Origin of the sequence: Streptomyces sp. NPDC014889 (assembly GCF_043081205.1) — a bacterium.
Lineage (GTDB): Bacteria > Actinomycetota > Actinomycetes > Streptomycetales > Streptomycetaceae > Streptomyces.
The window spans coordinates 386,096-410,245 of the sequence record NZ_JBIBWH010000008.1 but is presented as its reverse complement, the minus strand read 5'-3'; the positions used below and the strand labels follow the sequence as shown (position 1 = coordinate 410,245).

At 68.0% G+C, this 24,150-nt stretch carries 22 protein-coding genes; 13 read left to right on the top strand and 9 right to left on the bottom strand.

All coding sequences use genetic code 11. The features are described from left to right. Window positions 1–173: 173 nt before the first annotated feature. Genes ACF09J_RS18740 through ACF09J_RS18730 form a run of 3 tightly spaced genes read right to left on the bottom strand, consistent with a single transcriptional unit; the run spans window position 174 to window position 2,016 of the window. Window positions 174–371 (bottom strand): hypothetical protein, encoded by a 198-nt coding sequence (locus tag ACF09J_RS18740; RefSeq protein WP_392306521.1) that lies wholly within the window; start codon window positions 369–371, stop codon window positions 174–176. Then, on the bottom strand, window positions 368–1,669 hold the full coding sequence (locus ACF09J_RS18735; protein WP_392306520.1) for an FtsK/SpoIIIE domain-containing protein: 1,302 nt from the start codon (window positions 1,667–1,669) through the stop codon (window positions 368–370). The genes ACF09J_RS18740 and ACF09J_RS18735 overlap by 4 nt, the downstream gene beginning before the upstream one ends. Next, window positions 1,669–2,016: a hypothetical protein gene (locus ACF09J_RS18730; RefSeq protein WP_392306519.1), complete on the bottom strand. Its 348-nt coding sequence runs from the start codon at window positions 2,014–2,016 to the stop codon at window positions 1,669–1,671. The genes ACF09J_RS18735 and ACF09J_RS18730 overlap by 1 nt, the downstream gene beginning before the upstream one ends. Window positions 2,017–2,179: 163 nt before the next feature. Here ACF09J_RS18730 and ACF09J_RS18725 point away from each other — a divergent pair, with 163 nt between their 5' ends. Beyond that, window positions 2,180–2,959: a GntR family transcriptional regulator gene (locus ACF09J_RS18725; RefSeq protein WP_392306518.1), complete on the top strand. Its 780-nt coding sequence runs from the start codon at window positions 2,180–2,182 to the stop codon at window positions 2,957–2,959. Window positions 2,960–3,369: 410 nt separating this feature from the next. Here ACF09J_RS18725 and ACF09J_RS18720 read toward each other — a convergent pair whose 3' ends face one another. Then, complete coding sequence (locus ACF09J_RS18720) at window positions 3,370–3,669, bottom strand: hypothetical protein (protein ID WP_392306517.1); 300 nt, start codon at window positions 3,667–3,669, stop codon at window positions 3,370–3,372. Window positions 3,670–3,985: 316 nt separating this feature from the next. Continuing rightward, the gene (locus ACF09J_RS18715; RefSeq protein WP_392306516.1) at window positions 3,986–4,555 is read right to left on the bottom strand and encodes an ATP-binding protein; all 570 of its coding nucleotides are present in this window, start codon (window positions 4,553–4,555) and stop codon (window positions 3,986–3,988) included. Window positions 4,556–4,749: 194 nt separating this feature from the next. On the opposite strand from ACF09J_RS18715, the gene ACF09J_RS18710 reads away from it, so the two are divergent. Then, complete coding sequence (locus ACF09J_RS18710; protein ID WP_392306515.1) at window positions 4,750–6,102, top strand: tetratricopeptide repeat protein; 1,353 nt, start codon at window positions 4,750–4,752, stop codon at window positions 6,100–6,102. Between the two features lie 72 nt (window positions 6,103–6,174). Here ACF09J_RS18710 and ACF09J_RS18705 read toward each other — a convergent pair whose 3' ends face one another. Beyond that, window positions 6,175–7,818, bottom strand: a complete 1,644-nt coding sequence (locus ACF09J_RS18705) for an ATP-binding protein (RefSeq protein WP_392306514.1) — start codon at window positions 7,816–7,818, stop codon at window positions 6,175–6,177. Then, window positions 7,805–8,878, bottom strand: coding sequence for a hypothetical protein (locus ACF09J_RS18700; protein ID WP_392306513.1), 1,074 nt, complete (start codon window positions 8,876–8,878; stop codon window positions 7,805–7,807). The genes ACF09J_RS18705 and ACF09J_RS18700 overlap by 14 nt, the downstream gene beginning before the upstream one ends. A gap of 480 nt (window positions 8,879–9,358) precedes the next feature. On the opposite strand from ACF09J_RS18700, the gene ACF09J_RS18695 reads away from it, so the two are divergent. Next, complete coding sequence (locus tag ACF09J_RS18695) at window positions 9,359–9,943, top strand: hypothetical protein (RefSeq protein ID WP_392306512.1); 585 nt, start codon at window positions 9,359–9,361, stop codon at window positions 9,941–9,943. A gap of 377 nt (window positions 9,944–10,320) precedes the next feature. Here ACF09J_RS18695 and ACF09J_RS18690 read toward each other — a convergent pair whose 3' ends face one another. Then, entirely contained in the window at window positions 10,321–10,497 is a 177-nt protein-coding gene (locus tag ACF09J_RS18690) for a hypothetical protein (protein WP_392306511.1), read from the bottom strand. Window positions 10,498–10,802: 305 nt separating this feature from the next. On the opposite strand from ACF09J_RS18690, the gene ACF09J_RS18685 reads away from it, so the two are divergent. Beyond that, the gene (locus ACF09J_RS18685) at window positions 10,803–11,711 is read left to right on the top strand and encodes an LLM class F420-dependent oxidoreductase (protein WP_392306510.1); all 909 of its coding nucleotides are present in this window, start codon (window positions 10,803–10,805) and stop codon (window positions 11,709–11,711) included. 31 nt (window positions 11,712–11,742) lie between these two features. On the opposite strand, the gene ACF09J_RS18680 is transcribed toward ACF09J_RS18685, so the two are convergent. Continuing rightward, entirely contained in the window at window positions 11,743–12,213 is a 471-nt protein-coding gene (locus ACF09J_RS18680) for an NUDIX hydrolase (RefSeq protein WP_392306509.1), read from the bottom strand. 272 nt (window positions 12,214–12,485) lie between these two features. Between ACF09J_RS18680 and ACF09J_RS18675 the strand changes: the two genes are divergently transcribed. The 9 genes from ACF09J_RS18675 to ACF09J_RS18635 all read left to right on the top strand — a co-directional run bounded on the left by ACF09J_RS18675 (window position 12,486) and on the right by ACF09J_RS18635 (window position 24,150). Continuing rightward, window positions 12,486–13,970, top strand: a complete 1,485-nt coding sequence (locus tag ACF09J_RS18675; RefSeq protein WP_392306508.1) for a 3' terminal RNA ribose 2'-O-methyltransferase Hen1 — start codon at window positions 12,486–12,488, stop codon at window positions 13,968–13,970. Beyond that, a complete protein-coding gene (locus tag ACF09J_RS18670) occupies window positions 13,967–16,519 on the top strand; it encodes a polynucleotide kinase-phosphatase (RefSeq protein WP_392306507.1) in 2,553 nt (850 codons plus the stop codon). Before ACF09J_RS18675 ends, ACF09J_RS18670 begins: the two co-directional genes overlap by 4 nt. 109 nt (window positions 16,520–16,628) lie before the next feature. Further along, window positions 16,629–17,852: an arginine deiminase gene (locus ACF09J_RS18665; RefSeq protein ID WP_392306506.1), complete on the top strand. Its 1,224-nt coding sequence runs from the start codon at window positions 16,629–16,631 to the stop codon at window positions 17,850–17,852. 133 nt (window positions 17,853–17,985) lie between these two features. Continuing rightward, on the top strand, window positions 17,986–18,576 hold the full coding sequence (locus ACF09J_RS18660) for a helix-turn-helix domain-containing protein (protein WP_392306505.1): 591 nt from the start codon (window positions 17,986–17,988) through the stop codon (window positions 18,574–18,576). Between the two features lie 220 nt (window positions 18,577–18,796). After that, complete coding sequence (locus ACF09J_RS18655; RefSeq protein ID WP_392306504.1) at window positions 18,797–19,918, top strand: ABC transporter substrate-binding protein; 1,122 nt, start codon at window positions 18,797–18,799, stop codon at window positions 19,916–19,918. A 3-nt stretch (window positions 19,919–19,921) separates the two neighbouring features. After that, entirely contained in the window at window positions 19,922–20,800 is an 879-nt protein-coding gene (locus tag ACF09J_RS18650) for an ABC transporter permease (protein WP_392306503.1), read from the top strand. Beyond that, window positions 20,797–21,588: an ABC transporter permease gene (locus ACF09J_RS18645; RefSeq protein ID WP_392306502.1), complete on the top strand. Its 792-nt coding sequence runs from the start codon at window positions 20,797–20,799 to the stop codon at window positions 21,586–21,588. Before ACF09J_RS18650 ends, ACF09J_RS18645 begins: the two co-directional genes overlap by 4 nt. Continuing rightward, a complete protein-coding gene (locus ACF09J_RS18640) occupies window positions 21,578–22,750 on the top strand; it encodes an ABC transporter ATP-binding protein (RefSeq protein WP_392306501.1) in 1,173 nt (390 codons plus the stop codon). Before ACF09J_RS18645 ends, ACF09J_RS18640 begins: the two co-directional genes overlap by 11 nt. Continuing rightward, window positions 22,747–24,150: an NAD(P)/FAD-dependent oxidoreductase gene (locus ACF09J_RS18635; protein ID WP_392306500.1), complete on the top strand. Its 1,404-nt coding sequence runs from the start codon at window positions 22,747–22,749 to the stop codon at window positions 24,148–24,150. The genes ACF09J_RS18640 and ACF09J_RS18635 overlap by 4 nt, the downstream gene beginning before the upstream one ends.

Sequence of the window (24,150 nt, the reverse complement as noted above, 5' to 3'; positions counted from 1 at the left end):
GATCGCTCCTTGCGTGGTCGGGCGCGTCGGTCGTGGGCTCAGCGGATGGTGCCGGTACCCCGGCAGACGCGGCAGCGGTGACGCCGTCCGGTCCAGGTCCTACGGGCCCCTTCGCCCTTGCAGACGGGGCACCTCACACGGCTCATGGGCATGGTGGTGTACGTCCTTCCTGCTCAGAAGTGGGCGAAGCCGCTGAAGACCCAGGTCGTGAAGCCGTTGATGGTGAGGCTGACCGGGGTCTGGCCGAGGTACATGCCGAACAGGACGATGCAGACGGCTTCCCAGGCCCGTACGTCGCGGGAGCGGACGAGGAGGAAGGTGATGATCCCGAAGACCACCACGAGGGACACGGCTGTTCCGGTGCTGATCATTCGGAGTTCCCTTCGACAACTGCGAGAGCGAGGGCAACGGCGGGCAGTTCCGGCGTGGTGGCCGCGTACTTCTTCGTGATCACCACGGCTTCCCCGGTCGAGGTGAGGTGGGAGCGGGCACGGCTCCAGCCGCCCTCAGGTCCGGTGCAGACGGCCACGCCGCGTTCCTCCGCCGTGATCGCCTGCGCGACGGCCACGGCGTCCTTGTTCAGGTCACCGAGGGTCATTTCTGCCGTGCCGGGGTCGTTGACGCGGTGGCAGATGCGTCCGCCGAGTTGGGCGCGCAGGGCGGTGACGCCGGATCCGAGGTCGGAGCCGACGCGTTGGCCGGCGACGACCAGGTGCATGCCGAGCGCGGCCCCGAGCTGGGCCAGGCGCAGCAGCAGCGTGGAGCACTGTTCGGCTTCCGCTCTGCTCTCACGGGTCCCGTCGGACAGATACAGCTCCGCGATCTCGTCGACGATCACGACGACCGGGACCGGCCGCAGCGTGTCAGGGAGCTCCCAGACCGAGCGGACCCCGGCCGACCGGCAGGCGCTCATCCGCTCTTGCATGTCGACGACGAGCGCGCTCAGGACTGCGACCGCTTCGCGGCGGCAGGTGGCAAGCGCGGACAACCGTCCGCCGAACAGGCCGAGTTCCATGCCGCCCTTGCAGTCGATGCCGACCAGGGCGACGGGTTGCGGCGCGAGTTGAGTGATCAGTCGGGCCAGCAGGGTGGACTTGCCGGACCGCGTGGCACCGACGATGAGCCAGTGCGGCACGAGGCGCAGGTCCATGATCCAGGCGCCGCCGGTCTCCCGCGCGCCGATCAGCGCGGACAGTAACTCAGTAGGTGCGGTGGCTAAGCCGGGGTATTGAAGCGGGTCACTGGCTATCGCGGTCAGCAGGACGAGGCCCCGTTCCGGGGAGGTGACGCGGACCGCGTGAACCTTCCACGCGTGGACGAGCGCGTCGGCCGCCTGCATGTAGGTCGCCGGGGTCTGGCCCGCGTGCAGCCGCACGACCACGGTCAGGCCCAGCCGCGTGGGCCGCGGGAACGACAGCCGCGGAGCCACCGGCCGCACCGGATCACCCTTGACCAGCAGGTGACCGATGAGTGTGCGTGCCGGAAGCCGGGACACCGACAGATCGTTGAGCAGGGCGACCCGGCGCCAGGTAAACAGCACCCGGCACACGGTCACCGGATAGCCGACGAGGTACCAGTGCCAGGCCGGACGGTGCCGGCGCACCAGGTCGCCGACGACGAGCATCCAGGCCAGCACGGCCAGGGCGAAGGAGATGATGTAGGGCGCCATCACGCTTCGCCGCCCTTGCGCTGTGCCCCGGTCGAGGGCACGGGTGTAATGGCGTCCGCGCGGAAGCTGAGGCCGTGCCGGTCACCCATGGCCCAGGCGAACGCGGTCAGGCCGGTGACCTTGACGATCTGCCCTTCCTCGATGCCGGTCGGCTGACCGCTGACGGCGATCTCGATGACGGAGATCCGCCGCCGGTCCTGCCGCACGGTGACCGCCACGGTGTAGACCGGGTTGCCGTCCCGGTCCCTCTTCACCTCCTGTGTCTCGGAGTTGCTGATCTTCACTTCGGGAGCGATGGCGCACCGCAGTACGCCGAGCCGCGCCGTGTCCACGGGAATGGACTGCATTCTTTGGCCTCCCTGGCCAGTCACGACATCAATCTGATACTGACGTCACTTGTCCTTACGAGTTACGACTATGAAGTCCTGTACGGCGAGGATGCAACTACTTATGCTGACGAGTGATGTCGCGCGTGCGACGTGCCTACGACACCGACTCGGAGATGCCGAGATGACCGAGATCCAGCGTCCCGGAGCCCTCTACCAGCAGGTGGCCGGCGCCATCCGCGAGGCGATCCTGTCGGGTGAGTTCGCGCCCGACTCCTTGTTGCCGTCCGAAGCCCAGCTCATGGCCCGCTACGCCGTCTCCCGTCCCACGGTCCGCAACGCGATTGCGGCGCTGCGCGCGGAAGGCCTGATCGACGTCCGCCACGGCAAGGGCAGCTTCGTACGCTCCGCCGGCCAGCCCGCCCTGACGATCGAGCGCCGCATCAGCCGCACCGCGGACGGCAACTTCGTGATGCCCAACGGCGATGTCTGGCAGGAGGCCGAAGAGCCCAGCAGCTACCGCACCCACACCACGAAGGCCACCGCCCGACTCCTCCAGCTCGGTGAGGAAGAAGCCCTCTTCGGCTGCGACCGGCTGCTCTTCGACCCAGCTACGGGCACCCGCGCGATGCACCGCACGCTGATCCCGTTCGCCGTGGCCGACAGCTTCCCGCCACTCGCCGAAGAGCCGTGCAAGCGCCCGGCCGCGTTCTACCGCCTGCTCACCGAGGGCGGACACACACTCACCTGGTCCGAGACCGTACGGGCCCGCATGCCCCTGCCCGACGAGCGGACCACCCTCCAGCTCCCCGACGCGACCCCGGTCCTGCATCTGTCCCGCGTCACCCACGACACCGACGACCGGCCCCTGATCCTCGAAGAACTCCGCATCGGTGCCGACCGCGCCGAACTCACCTACCGGCTCACCGCCGACAAGCAGCCCGTTCGACGCTCCCGCACCTGAGCAGCAGCGCCCATCGGTCGAAACAGCCTTCACTTCCTCAAGGGCGCGCCTGCGGCGCGCCGGGCCGCCCGGCCGCCCCGGCCGGGCGTGCGGCGTGGCCGCCGGTCCCGTCCGGTCGCCGGACGCCCCCCACCGCAGCACGGCCGAGGAGTCGAGGCGACAACCGGCCGCCGAGGGCCGGAGCCCGTAGGGCTGGGGGTCGTCGGCCGGAGAGATTTTAGGCAGCTCCCATGGGGCGAGCCTCGAAGAACAGGGGGCCGATCGGGCACCACACCGGGCAGGTCCAGTACCTGCCCGATTCGCCGGGCGAGCGTAAGGCCCCCTGTTCACTCGCCCCATGGCAGCTACCGCCCAAAATCTCTCCGGCCGACGACGTGCCCAAGCGCGCCACTCACCAGCGGAAACACCCCTCACCGCGCACCACCGTCACGAGGGGGCAGCGCCTCCAGGAGCCCGGCAAGCCGTTCCACGGCGTCCGGCCAGCAGGCCACACGCACGACACCGCGCCCCTCGGCGTCTGTCGAGGCGACCGCCCGTACCTCGGACGGTTCGAACCCCGCCCCGAGCAACGCCCGATTCAGCCGGTCCGCGGACTCACGCGCCACACGCCAGCCCGCCATGTAGTCGACGCCTCGCACCCACAAGCCGGATGCCGCAGACGCCGTGTCGTCGAGACCGTCACTCAGCCAGCCCTCACCGGAGCCGCCCACGTATCCCACCTCTGCCCTGATCTAGATAACGGGTCGTCAACTCTGTTTGGTCCAGGGCAGATACACAGCACGAAGGCCCCGGTACCATCAGGCACCGGGGATCTTCGCGTTCCCCAACCGGGCCACCCTTCGCTTTCCAGGGCTGATGGGGTGGCCCGGTCTCGGTCTTCGGTTGTGCAGCGTGGCCCCTGAGCGCTGAGCGGGGATCTCAGCGGTTGGTCCCAGGAGCCACGCCGTGTACGCCGGATGAGCTAGCTTCCGGCGCCCGACTGCCGCGCGATCGTCAGAGAGCGAGACGCGCAATGGCAGCCGGAGATCAACAAGACGCCTGGCCCCGGGTCTCGGCATCGAGGTCGAGGCGGCACCACACGGTCTTGCCGCCACGGTCTTCCGGCATCCACCACACCGCCGCCGCCAAGCGCTGCACGATCAGCAGCCCCCGGCCGCTGTCGGGTAAGACCGCTTCCGACAGTCCTTCCATCAGGCCAGGCCAGAACGTGTCACCAAGTGGCAGCAGCGGCGGTGACGAGTCCTCGTCCGCGACTCCGATGAACAGCCACTTCGGCCATACCTTGAAGTGGACATCGACACGACGGGAGCTGCCGGGACAGGCCAGAGAGCGTTCCGGCACCACGTGGTTCACCACGTTTCCCACCAGCTCCGACACGATCAGGCGAGCGTCATCCACCACGTCTTCGTGGCCCGCGCCCCGGAGGAACTCGGCCGTCTGGTCACGCGCGACGCGTACCGCGTTGCCGCAGTCGACGAAGAGCGTCAGCGTCAAGTAGTGCCCACCGGACGAGGGGTCCGGCGCGATGAACCAGTGCGCATACGCATCCAGTTCACTCGCAAAGCGCGCTTGCGATCGCGCTCTTCTCGCGTCCATGAATGGGTCCTGTCTCACGTCACGCTCACCGGGGCCCTCCCGGCAGGTGACGAGGGTGCACCCGTCAACCCACGTGCCGCTCCCCCCTCTTGGGGACCCCCCCCTCACCGGTACACTCGGCGTCAGGACGTGAGTGCAGATCGAGAGAGCCGATCTGACGAAGAGCGTCAGGTCAATCACGATGGGGAAGTGAGATGACCGAGGCAGCACCCACACCGGCAGCTCTGCCGCCGCACGTGCTGGAACGCGCGGACGTACGGTCGGCAATCGGCAACCACGACTTCGGCGAAGTCTTCAGACTCGCCAAGCTGCACGGCCACATCAGCTACGCCAAGATCTCCGAAGCTGTCGGATACAAGCGCGAACACATCGGCAAGATGGCCCGCCCCGAGACCGACGGCAAGGGCGTCCGCCCGCGGATCACCCAGCACTACAAGATCCTCGAAGTCGTCGACGGCCTACGCATCCCCGGCCATCTCGCGGGACTCGCCCCCCGCCCATGGGAGCTGGAACGGCCAGCCACCAGCTCCCCGACAGACGACCCCAGCGCCTTGATCGCACAAGGCGGAGCCGGTCTGTGGGACATCGCCGAGATGCTCCGCCGCACCGAGATGTCCAGCATCAACAGCGCCGCCCTGGAGTCGATCGAACAGGGCATCGACCAACTGGCCCGCTCCTACCCGTACGCCGATGCCGACTACCTCCACGAGCGCACTCGCAACGGTCTCCAGTACGTCACCAAGCAGCTCGAAGGCCGGATGACGCTCCGCCAGCACCGGGAACTACTCGTCGACACTGGATGGCTGTTCCTGCTGAACGCCTGCGTCCAGTACGACCGTGGCCAGCGCGAGGCCGCGAACCTCAGCAAGACCGCCGCACTTCGCATCGGCCAGGAGGCTGGCCACGGCGAGATCATGGCGTGGGCATGGGAGATCGAGGCTTGGTTCGCTCTCACCCAGAGCCGTTGGCAAGACATGCTCGAAGCAGTCGAGGCCGGCCACATCGCCGACCAGACCCATTCCGTGGGCGTCCAGCTCTACGCACACAAGGCCCGAGCCGCCGCCCGTATGGGAGACGGCCGCCTGGTCCGAGACTCCCTCGATGCCGGCCGCGCCCGCCTGGACCGCCTCCCCCGCCCGGACCACCCGGAACACCACTTCATCATCGACCCCGACAAGTGGGACTTCTATGAGATGGACGCCTACCGTCTCCTCGGAGACGACGAACGCGCCGCCGCCCACGCACGGTCAGTCATCCGCATGAGCACCGGCCCCGACGGCACCGAAATCTCCCCCATGCGTGCGGCAGAGGCGCGCCTCACCCTCGGAGTCGCTGCCGCTCGCACCGGCGATATAGAAGAAGCCATTGGTATGGGAACCACAGCACTCGAAGCGGACCGCAAGTCGCTGCCGTCCCTGCTTTTAGTCGCTGACGAGCTGGACAAAGAACTGCGATCCCGGTACCCACGTGAGGCATCCACGCGTGACTTTCACGAACAGGTCATGGCCATCAAGCGAGGCGCGTCCAAACCAGAGCTGCCGTTTTGAGACAGCGTGGTCATGTACTTGCTCCGGACGAGCCACCTGGGGCTGTTGTTGCGATTCCCGATCGCGTGACGCTTAGTGCTCCCAGTCAGCAACAATCGGTGGGAACAGTACGTCGTGCCAAGGGCGCACCCATTCCTGAAGGTATCGCACGTCGCTTGAAGAAGGCACGGGCAGAGCTTCCTCCAAGCGTACGAGCGAAGGCATGACGGCGGCGTCTCCGATGAGCAGTGCCTCACCCGAGGAAAGCATGGGTAGTGACTGCGTCAATGGCCCGAGAGAGTCAGGAATCAGTCGCTTCACATAGTTTTGATCCTCAGGGTTAGTCAACCGCATTGCTAGAAAATTACTGCACTGAGAAAAGATCGTCTCAGAGATCTCCGATGGTCTTTGACTGACAATTGCAGCCGTGATGCCGTACTTGCGTCCCTCTTTTGCAATCCTCTCAATTGCCGTCCGGGCGGCGTTATATTTTGCTGGCCCGCCCTTCGGGACGTACTTGTGAGCTTCCTCGTACACCACTAGAAGTGGGGTATCGGTTCGCATTTCAGGATGCGTCTTCTTGTAGTAGTAAGCGTAGTCAAAAAGAAGCCGAGAAATGAGTGAAACGGTGATACTCAAGACCTCGAAAGGGACACCACTGAGGTCAATCACCGTTACATTGGATGTAGAGTCAGCGGTATAACCGGTGAACTGTCTCAGAGTCTCCTCAAGAGTTGTTTCTTTTGCTCGCTTCCCCATCAAGAAGTCAAGCCTGCGGTCATGAAAGCGATTCTCCAGGCGAGTGAGGAAGTTATCCAGCTTTCCGTGCAGTTGCCCTTGCTTTGGGCCACGCGCCCCGTCGATCATCTCTTCGTTTTTGTTGCGGATCGCCGTCAATACATCTTCAAAGTCAAACCGAAGGGGTGAGTCGTAGTGAATGCGCTCCCTCAGCTTCTCTTCGCCATCAAAATGCGCTCGTCGGCTGTCGGTTACGGTGCGCTTCAACACGGCGACTTGGTTGTGCGATTGCTCCTCACTGCTCTCAATCAAGAGATCTTGTAGTTCCTCGGAATTCAGCAACCAGAACGGTAGCGTGAGCTGATGGACATTTAGAAAGTTCGCGTCAGGAAAAGCGGTCTGGTACTCGCAATGAATGTCGAAAATTACGATGTGCGTATTGTTGAGCTGGTAATCTCCATGTCGAGAATCTCTCATACCGGTTGCGGTTTGAATGATCCTAGCCATCGCGTGTGACTTTCCAGATCCAGTGGACCCAACAATCGCGAGGTGGCGGTTAAAGAACTTGTCTCCGTCAACTGGGACATCCACGTGACGCTCGTGCGCCAGACGAGCAAACAAGAATTTCTTTTCGTCTGGGACGGTGTCGTATACCTTTTGGACTTCGCTGCGCGTTGCCACTTCGACCGATTTAGGAGGGATGGCGATGCTGCCTCCACCGCGCTCAAAGTTTCCGTCTGTGTCGAGGAACCCGAGAGGTAGGGCTTCTAGAATGTACACCCGTTGGTACTCCGAAGGATCCGACCCATTTCCCGAAGCGACTGGCTTGAGTTCGATTGAGAAGTTTTCAATGATAGCGATGATGGAACAGTCGGCGCTGTCGAATACTCGCAAATATGAGCCGACTTTGAGGGGATCTCCCTCGGAAAGCTCCTTGATGTCGGTGACAGCGATTTTGATGCGGTCGGGATAAACTCCTACAACCTCAGCGCTTGACACCGCTACCCCCACTCTTGAAGACTTCACACAGATCAGAAGGTGACTGAATGATTACATGCCGCACCCTGGCGTCACGGAATGGATTATCCGCTGGTTCGGTGAGGTAGAAGTCGTGCACTTCGTTCATTTTCACATGGTCGACCAGTTGCGTCAAAATAGAGTAATCGACCAGCTTGATTCCATGGCCAGGGAGATGCGGGGAAACCAGACTTTGGAAACTGAACTCGGCGCCGCCATAGTCAAACCCGTCATGGAAGTGCTCTCTTTGCTGCCAAAGAGCGTGTTTAATCGAGATCAATCCAATAGGCCCGCGGAAGCACACGTACGGTGCTGGCGACTCGCCGGCGAAGTATCGACGACGGAGGCAGAGCGCAACGTCGACCAGATCCAGCGGGTGAGTCTGATCGTCGCATTCGATGATGAGGAGTCGCTCTCGAGGGGACACATGTGCGGCAACGCTTTTGTATTCCTCGCGAAGCAGTCTCAAGTACTTATCGTGACCGCAGACCTGAGCGTAACTGGCCTCGAAAACGGCTGTGCGAGCCTGATGTACTAGGTCCCTCAGGTCGCGAAGGGTGATTGTCCGGTCTCCAGGTGGCCGTTTCAGGATGACATCACGCAGGTATCCATGGATTACCGCATGCCAACAAAAGGCTTCCGCTTCGTTCCGTGCTCGAAGCGTTCTCTTGAGATGATCAAGGACTGTAGTGAATTGCGATACGAAGTCCGGGGCGAAAATCACCTCGAAAGATTTCGTGAACCAATCTTTGATGTCATTTTTGTAGTCGTTAGAAAATTCTCCGAGTGCGGTTTCTAGCTCCTCTCTGCTGATCCGCAATGTCTCGCCAGGAGTCCGGTCGGGAAAATATCCGTAGAGCGCAAATCTGGCCGTATTGTCCGCGGCGAACTGGCGCATCATTTGCTGCACCGCTGGCGCGATCCGCGAAAGGCTATAGGGGGTGCTTCTGTGTTTGACCTGAATATGGAAGGTGTGAACGCCGATATCCTGTGCGCCCTCGATCTCGACGGCTGCACCAGGGTTCGTGAGGATTTGCAGCAATGATGCATCGAACTGAAAAGCGAAGCCCTTGATGGCGTGATGTCCTCCATCAGAGGACAGTGTCCTACCGCCCAGCGCCGTACACCCCCCAGCATCGCGGCACGGCCCCGGGGCAGGCACTGAAGCAGGTGAGCCACCGTGACGCGTGTTGCCAACTGTCCGACATGGTACGCGTGGCGGCAGATGGTCGCCCTTGATTGTCGAAAGATGGCGAGTCTCGGATGGTGGCGCCCGCCCGACGTCTGGCGACTCCCCTGAGTCTGATGATGTTCAGTCAATTCGAAAGCAGTATCGAATTGGTGTCGTGATGAGGGAGGATCTCGTTGACGCGGGCAGTTCTGGGGCCCTCATCGGGCGCCGCAGGGGCGGTAGTTGCCTGGCAGGCGCCCTCGAGGTGTAGCCAGCCTCGCTGTTGAACATGCTGGTGGTCGTATAGGGTGCCGCAGAATCAGCTGAGCAGGCATCCAGCAGGGGGACGGGATGGACGCAGGGGATCTGGCCACGTGGGTGGGATCGACGTTTGCCGCGATTGCCGCAGGGGCCACGCTGTGGACGCTCAAGAGTCAGCGAGACCAGATCGCCGAACAACGAGTGTTCATCGCGGAGCAGTCAGCCACTCTTGAGCTCGAACGCGCCGAACTCCGAGCCCTGGCAGCAGAGCGGCGGACACGTCAGGCCAAGCGGATTGCAATGCTCCCTAAGCTCGGCGGGAGCCAGGGACCCCGCAGCGCTCTGGACATCGAGCTGCAAGGGTACGACCGGTGGCACGTCGACATCGCTAATCGTAGCGATGAGCCCATCCGAGACGTGCTGGTCCGCTTCGGTGATGCGTACAACGCGGGAGTGGCGGTGATCCTCGAAGCCGCTGAGATGCCCGAGAACGGCCGCCGCGTTGTTCCGCTGCACATTGTGGGCGCCGGTCACACCGCGCGGTTCGAGTCCCCTTCATGGGGTTCCCAAGTGACTGTCGACAACAACCGCCCGGTCGTGACCTTCACTGACGCTGCCGGCAGCAGTTGGCTCCTTGATGAACATGGTGAACTGCGCGAAGCCTCCGGAGCATAGTTGGGTGCTGCCCCAAGAATCCCCGATCCGTTGGGGACGCAGCCGACCAGTGGCGGAGGGAAAGTCTGTGAATGAGGCTTGACTTGCATCGTCAAGCCGCGTTCGCAGAATCCATCCGCGCTGTTGGCGGCATGACTGTGACGACTGTCGGTGCGTTGCTTGCCTTGCGGGCAGGACGGACAGCGGCCCTGGGAGATGCCAGCCACCCTGTCCGGACCGTCGGTCGGGGACGCAGATGGGCCAGTAGCTAAGGTCCCCGATGGACGGATGGCTGGCAGCGACGGTGTCCATGAAGCCAAGCCCGGCACATTGGCAGGATGCGCGGGTGACTCTGGGGCCCCGCATCCGGGGGCCCCGGACCTACGCGTCTCCCAGCGTCATTTCCGCAGTGACTTCCTGAAGCGGCGCCAGGAGTCGACCAGCGACGGAAGTTGATCAAGGAGACCCTTGAGCGCGTAGATGAACACAGCGAGGACTCCGAACCAAGTGATGATCCAGAGGCTGACGTCGGACGCCACGGTGCGGCTTCCCTTCGGGTAAAGGCCGAACCTCATGCGCGGGCACACTCAGTCCGACCACGTTAAGTGATCGAACTGAGTCCCATCCGACGCTGAAACTCAGGTACTACTGCAATATCTGGGTACCTGTTTGTGGTAGTGAGCCCTGGTTTGCTCTCCCAGGGGCCGTTCAGAGGCTGTCGGCTAGAGCAGTCGTCGGATTGCTCCCGGCAGCGTGAGTTGACTGGGCGTCACGTCATCGAGCGACGAACCCAACTCACCGTGTTCCCATCATGATAGCTGCCCTGCCAAGGCTTAGGTGTTGCATCTGTCGGGGGCAGGTAATGGTGCATGAGCCATGCTTGACCGAGCCCCAGCAGGGGGCGACCTACGACACCTTGCTCACCGTGGCGAAGGCCACGGAGGACCTCGGGTTCGACGCATTCTTCCGCTCGGATCATTTCCTCCACATGGGAGACGTGGACGGCCTGCCCGGACCCACCGACGCCTGGATCACGCTGGCCGGACTCGCCCGCGAGACCAAGCGCATCCGGCTCGGCACCCTGATGACGGCCGCCACCTTCCGGCTGCCCGGCGTGCTCGCCGTCCAGGTCGCCCAGGTGGACCGGATGTCCGGCGGCCGGGTCGAACTGGGCCTGGGAGCGGGCTGGTTCGAGGAGGAGCACAAGGCGTACGGCATCCCCTTCCCGAAGGAGAAGTTCGGCCGCCTGGAGGAGCAACTGGCCATCGTCACGGGGATGTGGGCGACGGAGGCCGGCAAGACCTTCGACTTCCGCGGGACCTACTACGAGCTGACCGGGTCGCCTGCGCTGCCGAAGCCCGCGCAGGCGAAGGTCCCGGTGCTCGTCGGCGGGCTCGGAGCGACCCGCACACCGCGGCTCGCCGCCCAGTACGCCGACGAGTTCAACGTCCCGTTCGCCTCCGTCGAGGACAGCGAGCGGCAGTTCGGCCGGGTCCGGGCCGCCGCCGAGGCGGCCGGCCGCGGCGCCGACGACCTGACGTACTCCAACGCCCTCGTCGTCTGCGTCGGCCGGAACGACCAGGAGGTCGCCCGCCGCGCCGCCGCGATCGGCCGTGAGGTCGGAGAACTGAAGGCCAACGGCCTGGCAGGCTCCCCGGCCGAGGTCGTCGACAGGATCGGCCGCTACGCCGCGATCGGCGCCGGCCGGATCTACCTCCAGATCCTCGACCTGTCCGACCTCGACCACCTGGAACTGATCTCCAGCCAGGTGCAGTCGCAGCTGTCCTGACAGCAGGGGCAGGCCGTGCGCGGGCCGGGCGTCACGCCCACGGCCTGCCCTCGCGCAGGCACACGGCCGACGCGCTCAGCGCCGCCCCGTGCAGCGCGGTGAGGGTCTGCGCACCGGCGGCGAGCCGTGCGCCGGGCAGATCGGCCGGGGCGAACCAGCCGTGCCGGTCGTGCTCGGCGCTGAGCCGCACGGCCGTGTCCGCGCCGCCGGGCAGCGTGCCGCCGTAGAAGAAGCAGTCCAGGACCGGGCCGGTGCCCAGCACGTCCACGCGGTGGTCCACGCCGATCAGCCGCGGCACCGGCCCGAGTTCGAGACCCGTCTCCTCGCGCATCTCCCGCCGGGCCGCCGTCCAGGGGTCCTCGCCGTGGTCCAGCATCCCGCCGGGCAGCCACCAACTCCCCGCCCCCGGCTGCCCGGAGCCGTAGCGCAGGAGCAGGACGCGGCCGTCGCCGTCAAGCACCACCACACACGCGGCGAGGAGTGCCTGCGGCTGCGTCCTCACCCATTCCTCGCGCGGCATCCACTCCACCACTGATCGCCTCCCGGACGGTCTCGCACCGGCACCACCGCGGCCGCGGTCCCGGCTGTTTCCCCTGCCCCCTGACAACGACCCCGCGGCCAGGGGGAAGTGGGCGGCGAATATTGGAAGGCACAGGTCCGGCCCCCTGTGCGAAGGTGAGGGCGTCGTCCTGCCGGGCCCCCGGGACCATGGTCCTCGGGGGCTCCGGCGTACCCGGCACCCCAGTCGTCCACCCAGCCGGAGAGGCCCTCCGCATGTTCCTGACCATCACCACCACCGGCACGCCCGAACGCCCGGCCACCGACCTCGGTTTCCTGCTGCACAAGCATCCCGGCAGGGCGCAGGCGTTCTCCACCTCCTACGGCACCGCGCACGTCCTCTACCCCGAGGCGGACGATCTGCGCTGCACGGCGGCGCTGCTCCTGGAGGTCGACACGGTGGCCCTGGTCCGGCGCGGCAAGGCCAAGGGACGCGGCGGCGCCCCCGACACGGCGCTCGCCCAGTACGTCAACGACCGCCCCTACGCGGCCTCTTCACTGCTGGCGGTGGCGCTGAGCGCCGTCTTCTCCAGCGCCCTGCACGGGGTGTGCCGCGCGCGCCCCGAACTCCCGTCCCAACCCCGTCCGTTGCGCATCGAGGTACCGGCGGTCGCGGCCCGCGGCGGCCCCGCCCTCGTGCAGCGCCTGTTCGCACCGCTCGGCTGGACTGTCACCGCCGAACCGGTCGCTCTGGACACGGAGTTCCCCGAATGGGGCGACTCGCGGTACGTACGGCTCGTGCTGGAGTCGGAGGCGATCACCCTCGCCCAGGCCCTGCGCCACCTCTACGTACTGCTCCCCGTCCTCGACGACGCCAAGCACTACTGGGTCGCCCCCGACGAGGTCGACAAGCTGCTCCGGGCCGGCGAGGGATGGCTGCCCGCGCACCCGGAGCAGAAGCTCATCACCAGCCGCTACCTCTCGCGCCGCTGGTCGCTGACCCGGGAGGCGATGGAGCGCCTGGAACTGGTGCGGCTGGCCGAGGCCGACGACAGCGGGGTCGAGGAGCTCGACAACGCCGTGGCCGCGGAGACCGGGACCGAGGAGAAGCCGACGCCGCTCGCCGTGCGGCGACGGGACGCGATCGTCGCCGCGCTGCACGAGCACGGGGCCGCCCGGGTCCTCGACCTCGGCTGCGGACAGGGCCAGTTGGTGCAGGCCCTGCTGCGGGACGCGCGGTTCACCGAGATCGTCGGCGTCGACGTGTCGGTACGGGCCCTCACCATCGCCGCCCGGCGGTTGAAGCTGGACCGGATGGGCGAGCGGCAGGCCGCCCGCGTCACGCTCCGGCAGGGCTCGCTCGTCTACACCGACAAGCAGCTCAAGGGCTACGACGCCGCCGTGCTCAGCGAGGTGATCGAACACCTCGACCTGCCCCGGCTGCCCGCCCTGGAGTACGCGGTGTTCGGCGCCGCCCGCCCCCGCACCGTCCTCGTGACCACCCCGAACGTCGAGTACAACGTCCGCTGGGAAACCCTCCCCGCCGGGCACGCCCGGCACGGCGACCACCGCTTCGAGTGGACCCGCGAGCAGTTCCGCCAGTGGGCGCACACCGTGGCCGGACGCCACGGCTACGACGTCGGGTTCCGCCCTGTGGGCCCCGACGACCCCGAGGTCGGACCGCCCACCCAGATGGCCGTGTTCACCCTCGGCACCACCAAGCACGACACAGACAGCGAGAAGGAGGCGAAGGCGGCATGACCGAGACACAGACCCCGACACCACGAGGACGCGTCCTGCCCGTGACCGACCTCTCGCTGGTCGTCCTCGTCGGCGCCTCCGGCTCGGGCAAGTCCACCTTCGCCCGGCGCCACTTCAAGCCCACCGAGATCCTCTCCTCGGACTTCTGCCGCGGACTGGTCTCCGACGACGAGAACGACCAGGGCGCCACCCGCGACGCCTTCGACGTGCTGCACTACATCGCCGGCAAGCGCCTGGCGGCCGGCCGCCGTACCGTCGTCGACGCCACCAGCGTGCAGCCCGACGCCCGGCGGCAGTTGATCGACCTCGCGAAGAGCCACGACGTGCTGCCCATCGCCATCGTGCTCGACGTGCCGGAGGAGGTGTGCGCCGAGCGCAACGCGGCCCGCGCCGACCGGGCCGACATGCCGCGCCGGGTGATCCGCCGGCACACCCGCGAACTGCGGCGCTCCCTGCGGCACCTGGAGCGCGAGGGCTTCCGCAAGGTGCACGTGCTGCGCGGAGCCGAGGAGGTCGAGAACGCGTCCGTCGTCACCGAGAAGCGCTTCAACGACCTCACCCACCTGCCCGGGCCGTTCGACATCATCGGCGACATCCACGGCTGCTCCGCCGAGCTGGAGGCGCTGCTCGCCAAGTTGGGCTACTCCGAAGGGGCGCACCCCGAGGGCCGTACCGCCGTCTTCGTCGGCGACCTGGTCGACCGCGGCCCGGACAGCCCGGGTGTGCTGCGCCGGGTGATGTCCATGGTCGAGTCGGGCGACGCGCTGTGCGTGCCGGGCAACCACGAGAACAAGTACGGGCGCCACCTCAAGGGCCGCAAGGTCCAGCACACCCACGGACTCGCCGAGACCATCGCGCAGATGGAGGGGGAGAGCGAGGAGTTCAGGGCACGGGTACGGGAGTTCATCGACGGTCTGGTCAGCCACTACGTCCTCGACGGCGGGCGGCTGGTGGTCAGCCACGCCGGGCTGCCGGAGAAGTACCACGGCCGCACCTCGGGCCGGGTGCGCTCGCACGCGCTCTACGGCGACACCACGGGGGAGACGGACGAGTTCGGCCTGCCGGTGCGCTACCCGTGGGCGGAGGACTACCGCGGCCGGGCGGCCGTGGTCTACGGCCACACCCCGGTACCGGAGGCGACCTGGCTCAACAACACGATCTGCCTGGACACCGGCGCGGTGTTCGGGGGCAGGCTGACCGCGCTGCGCTGGCCGGAGCGGGAACTGGTCGACGTACCGGCCGAGCGGGTCTGGTACGAGCCGGCCAGGCCGCTGCGCACCGAGGCGCCGGGCGGGCACGAAGGGCGTCCGCTGGACCTCGGTGACGTGCACGGCCGCCGGGGCGTCGAGACCCGGCACGCCGGGCGGGTCGCGGTGCGCGAGGAGAACGCGGCGGCGGCCCTGGAGGTGATGAGCCGCTTCGCGGTCGACCCGCGGCTGCTGCCGTACCTGCCCCCCACCATGGCGCCGACGGCGACTTCGAGGGCCGACGGCTACTTGGAGCACCCGGAGGAGGCGTTCGCCCAGTACCGGGAGGACGGGGTGGCCCGGGTCGTGTGCGAGGAGAAGCACATGGGCTCGCGGGCGGTGGCCCTGGTCTGCCGCGACGCGGAGGCGGCGCGCGGGCGGTTCGGAGCGGACGGCGCGACCGGTTCGCTCTACACCCGCACGGGCCGCCCTTTCTTCGACGACCCGTCGGTCACCGAGGAGATACTCGGCCGGCTGCGCACGGCGGCCACCGAGGCGGGCCTGTGGGCGGACCTCGACACCGACTGGCTGCTGCTCGACGCCGAGCTGATGCCGTGGTCGCTGAAGGCGTCCGGGCTGCTGCGCTCGCAGTACGCGGCGGTCGGCGCGGCCTCCGGCGCGGTGTTCCCGGGCGCGCTGGCCGCCCTGGAGAGTGCCGCGGCGCGCGGTGTCGACGTGACGGACCTGATCGGCCGGCAGCGTGAACGGGCCGCCGACGCGACCGCGTTCACGGCCGCCTACCGCCGCTACTGCTGGCCGACCGACGGCCTGGACGGCGTCCGCCTGGCGCCGTTCCAGATCCTGGCCGTGCGGGGCCGCAGCCTGGCCGCACTGCCGCACGACGGGCAACTGGCGCTGATCGACCGGCTCGTGGAGCACGACGCGACGGGCCTGCTCCAGACCACCCGCCGTCTGTACGTCGACGTGGCCGACCCGGAGTCGGTGCGGGCGGGCGTCGACTGGTGGCTGGAGATGACCGGGCGCGGCGGCGAGGGCATGGTCGTCAAGCCGCTGGGCGCGCTGGTGCGCGGCGAGACGGGCCGGCTGGTCCAGCCCGGCATCAAGTGCCGCGGCCGCGAGTACCTGCGGATCATCTACGGTCCCGAGTACACCCGCCCGGACAACCTCGCCCGTCTGCGTCACCGCTCCCTCCACCACAAGCGCTCCCTGGCGATCCGTGAGTACGCCCTCGGTCTGGAGGCACTGGACCGCCTGGCCGACGGCGAACCGCTGTGGCGGGTGCACGAGGCGGTGTTCGGCGTGCTCGCTCTGGAGTCGGAGCCGGTGGACCCGCGTCTGTGACGGGGCGTCCCGCCGCTTCCGGCGAATCTCGTCGAGGTGACGAAAAAAGGAGGCCGTGGATACACGTGCACGGAGGGTGAAACCGGCCGCCGTTGGCCAGGATGGAGGCATGGGATTCCATGTCGACTCCGAGGCCGGGCGGCTGCGCCGGGTCATCCTGCACCGGCCCGATCTAGAGCTCAAGAGGCTCACCCCCAGCAACAAGGACGCCCTTCTCTTCGACGACGTGCTGTGGGTGCGCCGGGCGCGTGCCGAGCACGACGGGTTCGCCGACGTGCTGCGCGACCGCGGGGTCGCCGTGCACCTCTTCGGCGATCTGCTGACCGAGGCGATGGAGATCCCGTCGGCCCGCTCGCTCGTCCTGGACCGCGTCTTCGACGAGAAGGAGTACGGGCCGCTCGCCACCGATCACCTGCGGGCCGCCTTCGAGACCCTGTCCGCCGCCGACCTCGTCGAGGCCCTCGTCGGCGGCATGACCAAGCGGGAGTTCCTGGCCGGCCACGAGGAGCCGACGTCCGTGCGGTTCCACGCCATGGAACTGGACGACTTCCTGCTCGGCCCGCTGCCCAACCACCTCTTCACCCGTGACACCTCCGCCTGGATCTACGACGGCGTGTCCATCAACGCCATGCGCTGGCCCGCCCGGCAGCGCGAGACCGTCCACTTCGAGGCGATCTACCGCCACCACCCCCTGTTCCGGGGGGAGACGTTCCACCTGTGGTCCGAGGGGCAGGCCGACTACCCGTCCACGATCGAGGGCGGGGACGTGCTTGTGATCGGCAACGGGGCCGTGCTCATCGGCATGAGCGAGCGGACCACGCCCCAGGCCGTCGAGATGCTCGCGCACAAGCTGTTCGCCGCCGGCTCGGCCCGGACGATCGTCGCGCTCGACATGCCCAAGCGGCGGGCCGTGATGCACCTCGACACCGTGATGACCATGATCGACGGCGACACCTTCACGCAGTACGCCGGGCTCGGCATGCTCCGCTCGTACACCATCGAACCAGGCTCCGCGGACAAGGAGTTGAAGGTCACCGACCATCCGGCGGAGCACATGCACCGCGCGATCGCGGCCGCGCTGGGGCTCAGTGAGATCCGGGTCCTGACCGCCACCCAGGACGTGCACGCGGCCGAGCGCGAGCAGTGGGACGACGGCTGCAACGTCCTCGCCGTCGAACCCGGCGTCGTCGTCGCCTACGAGCGCAACGCCACCACCAACACCCACCTGCGCAAGCAGGGCATCGAGGTCATCGAGATCCCCGGCAGCGAACTGGGCCGGGGCAGGGGCGGACCGCGCTGCATGAGCTGCCCGGTCGAGCGGGACGCCGTGTAGGGCCGGGGCGTACGCGGGGATCACGTTCCGGTGACGGCGGAAGGAGAGGCTTGTGTGGCAGGTCACCTGAGCGTACGGTCCGTATCACGTCAGCGAACAAAGTGTTCGCTGAAGACGCATCAGGTGTTCACTCATGACTGATCGCTCATTGCCGGACCCCTCCGACGCCGCCGCCGACGCGGCGTTGGGGGTCCGTGTCCGGGAATACCGGACGCTGCGGCGGATGACCCTGCGGGCCCTGGGGGAGGCCGCCCAGGCAAGCCCCGGGTTCCTCAGCCAGCTGGAACGCGGGCAGGCGAACGCCTCCATCGGCATGTTGCGGCGGATCGCCGCGGCGCTCGGCCTCACCGTGGCCGATCTGTTCGACCAGGACAGCGCGCCGGGTCCGAGGGTGGTGCGGCGGGCCGACCGGCCGACGCTGCACACCGCCCCGGGAAGCCGCAAGTTCCTCATCTCACAGCGTCCGCTCAGCCATCTGGAGGTGTACGCGGGCGAGTTCGACCCCGGGACCTCCACCGGTGACGACGCCTACACCCATGGCGACTCCCAGGAGATCCTCCTGGTGATCCGCGGCGCCGTGCGGGTCGAACTCGACGGCCGGGCCCACGACCTGGAGGCCGGCGACAGCATCGAATACCGCTCCTCGGTGCCGCACCGCGTGGTCAACAGCCACGACGAGCCCGCCGAGATCCTCTGGATCATCAGCCCGCCGACCCCGGACTGACCCCTTCCCGCCCCGCACCACTCCCCGCCCCGCACCCGTCCGCACCCTTCGCACTCCTCCCGCCCGCAGTCCCTCCCCGAGCCCGCCCGCGACGCACCCGCACCCTCTTCACCGTGCCGCCGCCGCGCGGCGCCCCGCCGTGCCACGCCGCCGTGCGCTCCGCGCCGCGCCGCGCTCTCTCGATCCCCCTGTGTCTTCACCGTCCTCCTTGGAGGCAGTCATGCCCGGAATATCCCGCAACGTCATGGGGTGCGCCGCTGCCGCCGGCGCCCTCCTGCTGACCCTCACCGGCTGCGCCGGCACCGGCCCGGCCGCCGCCGACGTCGACCTCGGCCCCGGACCGGCCGCGGCCGGCCAGGTGAAGAAGGGCGCCCTCGACGGCGTCACTCTCACCTTCGCCTCCTACGGCGGCATCTACCAGGACGGCCAGGAAGCCGCCGCCGTCAAGCCGTTCGCCGCCGAGTCGGGGGCGAAGGTGCTCTCCGACGGGCCCACCGACTACACCAAGGTCAAGGCCCAGGTCGACGCCAAGAACGTCACCTGGGACGTGGTGGACACCGACACGCTCTGGGCCAAGCGCCAGTGCGGCAAGATGTTCATGCCGCTGGACAGGGACATCGTCGACATCTCCAAGCTGCCCAAGGGCACGGAGGACAAGTGCTCGGTGCCGGCCATGAGTTACGGCGTCGTCCTGATGTACGACAAAAAGAAGTTCGGCGACAACCCGCCGAAGGACTGGGCGGACTTCCTCGACACCAAGAAGTACCCCGGCAAGCGTGCGATCCCCGGCTTCGCGTCGGACGCGGCCCCGGGAGCGCTGGAGGCGGCGCTGATCTCCGACGGGGTCGCTCCCGACAAGCTGTACCCGCTGGACGTCGACCGGGCCCTGAAGAAGCTGACGAGCGTCCGCTCCTCGCTGGTCTTCTGGGACACCGGCGCCCGGTCCCAGCAACTGCTGGAGTCCGGTGAGGTCTCCATGGCGATGGTGTGGTCCGGCCGCGCCTACTCGGCGGTCAAGAACGGCGCCCACTTCGCCCCGCAGTGGAACCAGTTCCTGCCCGTCTCCGACTCCCTCGCCGTCCCCGTCGGCGCCAGGAACCCCAAGGCCGCCATGGCGCTGATCAACTACTACCTGGGCGCCGCCCAGCAGACCAAGCTCACCGAGCTGACGTCGTACTCGCCGATCAACACCGACGCCAAGCCCAAGCTCGACACGCTCGCCACGCAGTACCTGACCACGACGCCCGAGCGGCAGGCGCAGGCGCTCAAGGTCGACGACGCCTGGTGGGCTCAGAACCAGGAGCAGATCATCCAGAAGTGGTCCGACTGGCTGGCGCGGTAACCCATGACAGCCCTGATCGAGATCGCCTCCCCGGCCACCGGCGGCCGGCCCCGCAAGGGCGCCGGCGGCCGGTGGGGATGGCTGCTGCTGCCCGCGCTGGTCCTGCTGGCCGTGCTCTTCCTGGTGCCGCTGGGTCTGATGGCCTGGCGCAGCGTCAGCGAGCCGACGCCCGGCGCGGGCAACTACTCCTGGTTCTTCACCAGCGACGTCGCCCTCGCCACGCTGGTCCGCACCCTGGCCGTCGGTGCCGTCGTCACCCTGGTGACGTTGGTGCTCTCCTACCCGTACGCCTACCTGATGACCGTGGTCGGCGCGCGGGCGCGGATCTGGCTCACGCTGCTGGTGCTGCTGCCCTTCTGGACCAGCCTGATGGTGCGCACCTTCGCCTGGGTGGTGCTGCTCCAGGACAGCGGCGTGGTCAACCAGGTCCTCGGCACCATGGGTCTTGGCCCGCTGCACCTCATCCGCACCCCCACCGGCGTGGTGATCGGCATGTCGCAGGTCCTGATGCCGTTCATGGTGCTGCCGCTGTACGCGGTGATGAGCGGCATCGACCGCCGGCTCCTGGATGCCGCGCAGGGCATGGGCGCGCGCCCGGCGATCGCGTTCCTGCGCGTGTTCGTGCCGCTGTCGCTGCCCGGGGTGGGCGCCGGCGCGCTGACCGTGTTCATCACCTCGCTCGGTTTCTACGTCACCCCGGCGCTGCTCGGCTCGCCCGACCAGGCGCTGATCTCGCAGCAGATCTTCACCCAGGTCAACGGGCTGCTCGCGTGGGGCCGCGGCGGAGCGATGGGCGTGGTGCTGCTGGCGGTGACGCTGGTCCTGCTGGGACTGGTCGGCGTCGTTCTGCGCCTCACCCGCAGCCGGGGAGGTGCCCGATGAGGACCGCACCCGCGCGGATCGCGCTGTGGGTGTTCAGCGCGCTGGTGGGCCTGTGGCTCATCGCGCCCACGCTCGTGGTGATCCCGCTGAGCTTCACCGACAAGGCATCCCTGGTGTTCCCGCCGAGCGGCTGGTCCACCCGCTGGTACACCAACTTCTTCACCGACCCCCGGTGGACCGAGGCACTGTTCGCCTCGCTCCAGGTCGGCGCCCTGGTCGCGGTGGTGGCCACCGTCCTGGGCACCGCAGCCGCGATCGCGCTCACCCGGTCGGGATCGCGCTGGGTGAAGGCGTCGTACGGGCTGCTGCTGGCCCCCATGATCGTGCCGACCGTGGTGGTCGCCATTGGCGTGTACGCGCTGTTCCTGCAGTACAACCTGCTGGGCACCCTGCTCGGCTTCGTCACCGCCCACACCGTGCTGGCCCTGCCGTTCGTGATCATTCCGGTGACGGCGAGCCTGCGCGGCTTCGACCGGCGCCTGGAGGACGCCGCACTGATCTGCGGCGCCACCCGGTGGGGCGCCATCCGGCAGGTGACCCTGCCGCTCATCGCCCCGGGCGTCGTCTCCGGCGCCCTGTTCGCCTTCGTCACCAGCTTCGACGAGGTCGTGGTCTCGCTGTTCATCCAGAGCCCCTACCTGCAGACCCTGCCGGTCAGGATGTTCGCCAGCGTGACCCGGGACACCGATCCCACCATCGCCGCGGCCGCCACCCTGATCATCGTTTTCACCACGGTGCTCGTGCTGGCCGCCACCTTCGCCACCGCCAGGAGGAACCGTGTCCGCTGAGACCAGCCTCATCAAGGCGCGCGGAGCCCGTATCGAACTGGCGCAGGTGCGCAAGGAGTACGCGGACTCCGTCGCCGTCGACGACGTCTCCCTGGTGATCGAACCGGGCGAGTTCATGACCCTGCTGGGCCCCAGCGGCTCCGGCAAGACCACCACCCTCAACATCATCGCCGGATTCACCGCCGCCACCTCCGGCACGCTCACCATCGGCGGCAGGCAGATGCAGGACCTGCCGCCGCACCGGCGCGACATCGGCATGGTCTTCCAGCACTACGCGCTCTTCCCGCACATGACCGTCGCGGAGAACGTCGCCTTCCCGCTCAAACAGCGCAAGGTGCCGAAGGCCCGCCGCGCCGAGATGGTCGAGGCGGCCCTGGAGACCGTACGGCTCGGCGGCTACGGCCACCGCAGGCCGCGCGAACTCTCCGGCGGCCAGCAGCAGCGGGTCGCCCTGGCCCGGGCCGTGGTGTACGAGCCGAGCGTGCTGCTGATGGACGAGCCGCTCGGCGCGCTCGACAAGAAGCTGCGCGAATCCCTCCAGTTGGAGATCAAGCGGGTGCACCAGGAGGTCGGCTCCACCTTCGTCTTCGTCACCCACGACCAGGAGGAGGCACTCGTCCTGTCGGACCGCATCGCCGTCTTCGACGACGGGGGCATCCAGCAGGTCGGCACCGCGAGCGAACTCTACGAACGGCCCCGGAGCCTCTTCGTGGCCGAGTTCCTCGGAGAGTCCTCCACCGTCCGGGGACGCGTCGAGCCGGACGGCGACGACTCCCGCCTGCGGGTCGGCGACCGCACCGTACGCGTCGCCGGACGACTGCCCGGGGGCGGCGCCGCCGCCGTCGTGGTCAGGCCCGAGCACCTGCGGGTGCAGCCTGCCGCCGAACCCGTCGCAGCCGGGGCCAACGCGCTGCCCGCCCGCGTCACCCAGGAGATATACCTGGGCTCCGGCCGCAAGCTCGAACTCGCCCTGCCCGACGGCACCGTGCTGCTCGCCCGCGAGCAGGCCGACCGGCTCTCCGGCGTCCGCCACGGCGACGAGGTCACCGTGGTCTGGGACGTCGCACGAGGCGTCCTGCTCGACGACCCCTCCGGCACCACCCACCCACCCACGTCCGGCGACCGGATCCCCGTCGCCGCAGCGGAAGAGAGCGGACGATGAGTACCACTCCCGCCACCAGCCCCACCTTCGTCAACGGCGACGTCTCCTTCTGGTTCCGGGAGAGCGGCGTCCCCGCCCGCCGCCCCGCCCTGCCCGGCGACCTGGACGTCGACGTCGCACTCGTCGGCGGCGGCTACACCTCCCTGTGGACCGCCTACTACCTCAAGAAGGCCCAGCCCGACCTCCGGATCGCCGTCCTGGAGAAGGAGTTCGCCGGCTTCGGCGCCTCCGGCCGCAACGGCGGCTGGCTCAGCGCCGAACCGCCCGGCCAGATGCGCCGCTACGCCAAGTCGCACGGCAAGGAGCCGGCCGTCGCCCTGCAGCGGGAGATGTTCTCCTCCGTCGACGAGGTCATCAGGGTCGCCGCCGAGGAGGGCATCGAGGCCGACATCCAGAAGGACGGACTGCTGCACGTCGCCACCAACGCCGCCCAGGAGCGGCGGCTGCGCGAAGGGCTCCCCACGCTGCGCGCCGAGGGCTGGGGCGAGGACGACCTGGTCGAACTCGACGCGGACCAGCTCGCCCGGCGGGTACGCGTGGCCGGGGCCCGCTACGCCCAGTGGAGCCCGCACTGCGCCCGCATCCAGCCCGCCAAGCTGGTGCGGGGCCTGGCCGACGTGGTCGAGCGGATGGGCGTCGCGATCCACGAGGGCACCGAGGTCACCGAGATCCGCCCGCACGAGGCGGTCACCACCCACGGCACCGTACGGGCGTCGTACGTCATCCGGGCGCTGGAGGGGTTCACCGCCGGGCTGCGCGGCCACCGCCGGGTGTGGCTGCCGATGAACAGCAGCATGATCGTCACCGAGCCGCTGCCCGCCTCCGCGTGGGAGGAGATCGGCTGGCGCGGCGCCGAACTGATCGGGGACGAGGCCAACTCGTACTGCTACATCCAGCGCACCACCGACGGCCGCATCGCCATCGGCGGGCGCGGCATCCCGTACATGTTCGGCTCCCACGTCGACCAGCGCGGCGAGACCCGGGCCGCCACCCAGACGCAGCTCCAGGCGATCCTGCGGCAGCACTTCCCGGCCACCGAGGGCGTCGCGATCGACCACACCTGGTCCGGCGTGCTGGGCGTGCCGCGCGACTGGTGCGCCACCGTCCACCTGGACCGGGACACCGGCCTCGGCTGGGCCGGCGGCTACGTCGGGCACGGCGTGACCACCACCAACCTCGCCGGACGCACCCTGCGCGACCTGATCCTCGGTCAGGACACCGACCTGACCCGGCTGCCCTGGGTCGGCCGCAAGGTGCGCGGCTGGGAGCCGGAACCCCTGCGCTGGCTCGGCGTGCGCAGCCTCTACGTCGCCTACCGCGCCGCCGACCGGCACGAGAACTCCGGTCTGGAGCGCACCTCCGTCATCGCACGCGTCGCCAACGTCATCAGCGGACGCTGA